The organism is Saccharospirillaceae bacterium, from assembly GCA_022448365.1.
Lineage (GTDB): Bacteria > Pseudomonadota > Gammaproteobacteria > Pseudomonadales > Oceanobacteraceae > Bacterioplanoides.
In genome coordinates this window covers 1-5356 of sequence record JAKVCS010000014.1, presented here as the reverse complement: position 1 = coordinate 5356, position 5356 = coordinate 1, and the positions used below count along the sequence as shown (strand labels likewise).

Genomic DNA, 5356 nt, shown 5'->3' with positions numbered 1-5356 from the left:
AATGTTTTCAAGGTATTCATTATGTGATTTTAAACGGAGTTAAACAAATTGTCAATTTAACAGAAGAAAGGCGTTTTATATTGAGTTTATTACCTGCATCTTGTCAAAGATATTATCTATAAATTGAATTGGATAAAGCAAAAATAATAAAAGAATAAGAGTCTAATGATATCAAATGAGAAGAGGAAACTCTCCTTCGTTTGTGCTGAGTCTTGCTAAGTTTTCAATGAGTATAAATCTTCTTAATTTGATTATTTTTCCTAAAAATTTAATGAAAAGAGAAATATTCTTGCCCAGGTATGATTTTCGGACTTTTTAAAACTATGTATTTTTTTATACTACATTTTGAAGTGCGGAATCTGGGTTTCAATGCTGTAATCCCCAAAGATCGAGCGATTACCGTTGCCGAAACCAGGGGTGTTCGGTTCATAGAAGGGGGCTACCACGTCCCAAAAGTTTTGCACTTGCCCATCGTCACCGAGGGCAATAAAGTAGGAGCCGTCTGCTGGGGCGGTGAATTCGTCGTAACTGTCGGTTTCATTGACATCAAACGGACCTAGACCTCCAAATAACTTGTCGGGAGCGGCCGCTGGATCAAAGCCGGTGTTGATATAGTCTTGAAGCTGGTTGCCTTCGGCATCGTAGACAAAGGCGTTGATGGCAAAACCTACACCAAATTCGTCAAGGTTGGTATCAAAGTCGAAGGTTTCAATGGTAATGGTATCCCCGGCGCTTAAATCGACTTTGTAAACATCAACGTCTTCACTGTAGTCAATATAGGTGTAGGTGCCATCTTCGTTGAGATAACGGTTGCCAATGTCGAAGTAGACCCCATCGGTACCGAAAAATGTCGGGTTCTCAGGACTAATTTGGGTGTCGGTTGCGAACCCAATTACGTCGTTGGGTTCGTTGATCACCCCTTGGGGAATATCGGTCCGGGTATCCACTAGGCCAAAGCTACCGCCACTATAGTCCTCAACAATCTCATACCCATCTCCCGCAGCTAAACTGAAACTAGCGGTTTCTCCTGTTTCTGTTTCCCCATCATTGGCAATAGGTAGGTTAACCAGGGTGGTATATTCTGTCATCCGCAGGTCAAAACTACCTTCACCAACTGCTACAATTTCACCCCCATCAACGGAAACCCCTGTTAAGTCAAACTCACTCAAGTTGGGTGCATCCACCGACACCACTAAACCGCCTTCGGGAATCACCCCCTCTGTTGCTAGAAAAGCATGAGCAGATACTGTTCCCTCGTCTTCGATTAGGTAATTTGGTCCTGTGAATAAACTGACTTTTAATCGAGGTATCTCTGTGTTAGTGAAGGTAATATCATCAACTCCAACCTGTGCCGCAACTGCAACTCCCCGATACTGAGGATTAGGGTTATTGAGAAAGCGAATTTGAGCAACATCCCTTAAAGTTGCCTCAACATCGGTTCCGCCATCTGGGGTTAAATCTTCTGGTTCGATGTTAAAGGTGGCTTCTTGCCAGCCACTTCCAGGGGTTAAGGTAATTCCTTGGGTGGTTACAAATCTTCCCCCAGGTCCATCAAAACCGACTCGGATGACCACATCTTCCCTTCCTTCATTGATCAAAGAAGCTTCAATGGTATTCATTCCATCCTCAAGATAGTTGCCACGCCAATCAGCACTTTGATTGAACCAGACTAGACGACTACCAACCCCTTGACCCCCTTCTGATTGAAGGCCAAGGTAATTATCTTCTGCCCCATCGGGACCACCATTCGGAATATTGGTTGGTGGTGCAAAATGATTTCCTGGTTGTCCTACTGTCCAGGCTTGAACCGTTCCGTCTTCAAAATCACTGATTCTCGGTTCGTTAGCAACCTCATTATCGGCAATACTCAGGGTAACGCTACTGGCATCGGGGTCAACGTCGTAAGCTTCGTCGTCAATCACCGCAAAGGTAAAGACTTCATCTGGTTCGTTTTCATCAAACCCATCATCGAATACTGGCAAGGTAATGATGGCTGTTGGTTCGATGATAGTGGCAAAGAAACCACTGTCTCCTTCTGCTGGAATGGGAAAGCCACTAATTCCTGTTAACTGAACGTTAGCAATATCAAATTCGCTTAAAGCTCGTACAACAGGATTTGCTGCACTGACAACATCATTAATTAGAACGGTTAACCCTTCTGGGGGAATATCTCCGTCTACATTAATGGTTAGGGTAATTACTTCTCCTTCAACTACCTCGGGTTTATCTAAGGTAATACCAACAACTGCCATTTTCTGTTACTCCAAAAATAAAATGATTGGTCAATTTTAGCTATCTCCGCGCCTCCGAACTCCGAACTCACGTTAGTTGGGAGTTTCTGCACTGTGCAAATTTTGCACAGTTATTCAATTTTAGCGATCGCACCCTAAAAATGCGATCGCCGTTTCAGCCAGAGAAATGCTACACAGAAGCAGCAAAGGCAAAGTCAGCAGCACTCAAACTACTAGCAGTAACTCCTAATAGTTTAGCTAACTCATCATCGCCAAGAGCAATTAAAGTATCAGCATTATCTTGAGTAATACTCAAATCATCAAAACCAATACCTAAACCGCTAATACCTAAAACGTCTTCTCCACCAGTAAAGTCGGTAACAACGTTAGCAGCTTCAGGAATTTCACTAACAGCAATCCAGAACTGATCTGCCCCAGTGCCACCAGTAGCGGTACTTTCGCCACCTAAGAAGAAGAAACGATCATCTCCTGAACCACCCAAAGCGCGATCGCCACTGCCTAAGACGAAGGTATCATCCCCAGACTGTCCATAGACACGGTTACCACCCGTTCCAGCAAGTGTATCGATGAAATCGTCTTCTGCTCCACCGAAAACTAACTGGTTGCCTCCGTCAACTTCGATGGTGTCTCCTCCGAGAGAGCCGAATACAGGTATAAAGCTATCCTGAATTTCAGTAGCCAATGAAGCACTCAGAAGATAAGAACCTGGCTCAAACTGGTCTTCAAAAAACCAACCACTGCCAGTACCTTCGACGTTTGGATCGTAGAAAGTGTTGCCTAAAACACTCACACCTGCATAGTAAGTACCAGCATCAGGTGCAGTAAATTCGAGAGAGGCATTATTGGTTGCTTGAGGGACAGTATCTTCTGTGACCGAATTTTCAAAAATGGCTACTTCATTACCAGCGTCATCGAAAAGCCTTAATACAGGGGCCAGAAGCGAAACGTCCACCTCACCTTCTTCGTTTGTAGTATCGCTGGCTTCGACATTCAAAGTAATCGTTTGTCCTGCCTCTAGGTTAAAGGCATACATATCGACATCTTCGGTAATGTCAGTAAACCCACTCAAGTATAATGGTGAGAATACCTCTTGAACATCCAGGGTTGCGGTTGTTGTGTAAGTTGGATTATCGGTGTTCAGCCCCGTATCAGTGGCAGTTGAGATCGTGTCATTAAGCTCATTTTCAGGATTATCGTTATCATCACCGGTGCCGCCATCATTACCGCCGTCACCGTCATCGGGAAGCTCCACTGAATCGGGATTATCGGCAATGGTGATGTCAATTGAGTTAGCTTCTGGGGAAATGTTATATCCAGGTCCACCAGCAATGCTAAAGGTTAAAGTCTCTATTCCTTCGAGAGTATCCTCTACTGTGAGATTAGGATTTGTGGTTTCATCATAAGCTGATACGGTAATTGTCGCGGTTTGCTCCGTCATGGGCAGATAGAATCCACTAGCATCGTCGTCCACAAATGGTCCATCTGCTCCTGTGATCACAGCATCAAACACATTGAATTCGCGAATAGCGTCTTCAGTTTCACTATCAATAAAGACCAATACACCTTCTGCCGGTGGTGGTTCACTCAAACTAATGGTTAATGTTGTTGTGTTACCTTCCGATTCTACGAGTTCTGTATTGATGGCAGATAAGCTGACTGTCGGTGAGGTGCCAACATCAGGCACATCGCTCAAAGTATCGTAGATGGGTGTAGAAAAATTCATCCCATCTGCTTGATAGCCAGCCGATGGAATCAAAGATACCTCTAAGTTTTGAGTCCCATCAGTAGGCACAATTTCTGCGTTGTCTAAATTCAGCGTGAAGCTGGCAGTTGTTGCAAATACATTGAGCCGTAATCCAGTAGGCACACCTGATTCATCAAAAATCGCTCCAACAATCGTAACTCCACTACCAGCAATGAATTCCCTGACATCAATTAACTCAGTCAGAACCGCGTTGGTATTTAACAAGATTTCTACACCATCTTCGGGCAATTCTCCTTCAGTAGAGAACTGTACCGACAAAGTAGACGTTGCAGGTGACTCTTCACCATCAAGAACAGGCTGTACTAGGGCATTGGCAAGAAAAACTGCATCTGTTGTAAGGGTGAGTGGTGTAGCCGTAAAGGAAACGGAGGGTCCACTGCCATCTGGGGGTTCAACCACCGTTGGCTCACCATTAAAGGAAATTGGCTGGTTTAATGCCAGATTTAACTCATATTCACCGAAGTTGTTTCCAGAACCGCTACCCACTACGTTTGGATCGTAGAAATCTGTGTCAAAGTCGTCAAATGGGCTATTGGCAAAACTACTCACCCCAATATAGTAAGTCCCTGCTGTTTCTGCTGTAAATTCTATGTAAGAATCAACACCAACATCTGCGTTAAACAATTCTTCTGGTGCAAAGTCGTCGTCGCTTTTAGCGAGTCCATTCCCCTCTGCATCAAATACTCGCAAGATGGTATCTACTTCTGAGCCGATTTGGCTGGCATCGATATCAATTTGCAAGAAATCCCCTGCATCCAGTTCCACTGAATAGATATCAACGTCTTCACTGATATCCGTACGCAATGACAAATCGGGATCGAAGAAATTACCAAAAATTTCACCGTTAAAAGTCACCGTTGGGTTGTCAGCAGTTACACCAGTGGGTGTAGCTGTGGCAATGGTATCGTTTGAACTCTCCCCTTCTGGAGGAGTGTCATCTACCAAAGAGGCGGTGAGTTCATAATCACCAAAGAACACGCCCACCTCTGGGAATGTCCAACCACTACCACTTCTGGCCACATTGGGGTCATAATTACGGTTCCCCAATTGACTGACACCAACATAGTAGGTTCCTGATTCTTCGGCAGTGTACTCAATATAGGACTCACGGGAGAATTCTTCACCAGGGGCAGCACCATCACTATTTGCCGCCAACTCATTACCCTCTACATCGAATAAACGCAGTTCTGTATCAACTGTTTGCAGCACCTCTACCAATGCTGGATAAACAGTAAAACCATTATTTGCAGGGGCAGGTTCTCCGGTATCAATATCCAGGGCAACGGTTTGTCCTGCTTCTAAAGTGATGCGGTACATATCTGTATCTTCGGAAAAACCT

At 44.4% G+C, this 5356-nt stretch carries 2 protein-coding genes; both read right to left on the bottom strand.

Annotated features, from left to right (window positions below; all coding sequences use genetic code 11):
* Nucleotides 1-338 precede the first annotated feature (338 nt).
* The gene (locus MK185_17560) at nucleotides 339-2252 is read right to left on the bottom strand and encodes a PPC domain-containing protein (GenBank protein MCH2042438.1); all 1914 of its coding nucleotides are present in this window, start codon (nucleotides 2250-2252) and stop codon (nucleotides 339-341) included.
* Nucleotides 2253-2421: 169 nt separating this feature from the next.
* Nucleotides 2422-5334, bottom strand: a complete 2913-nt coding sequence (locus MK185_17555; protein ID MCH2042437.1) for a DVUA0089 family protein — start codon at nucleotides 5332-5334, stop codon at nucleotides 2422-2424.
* Between the last annotated feature and the right edge of the window lie 22 nt (nucleotides 5335-5356).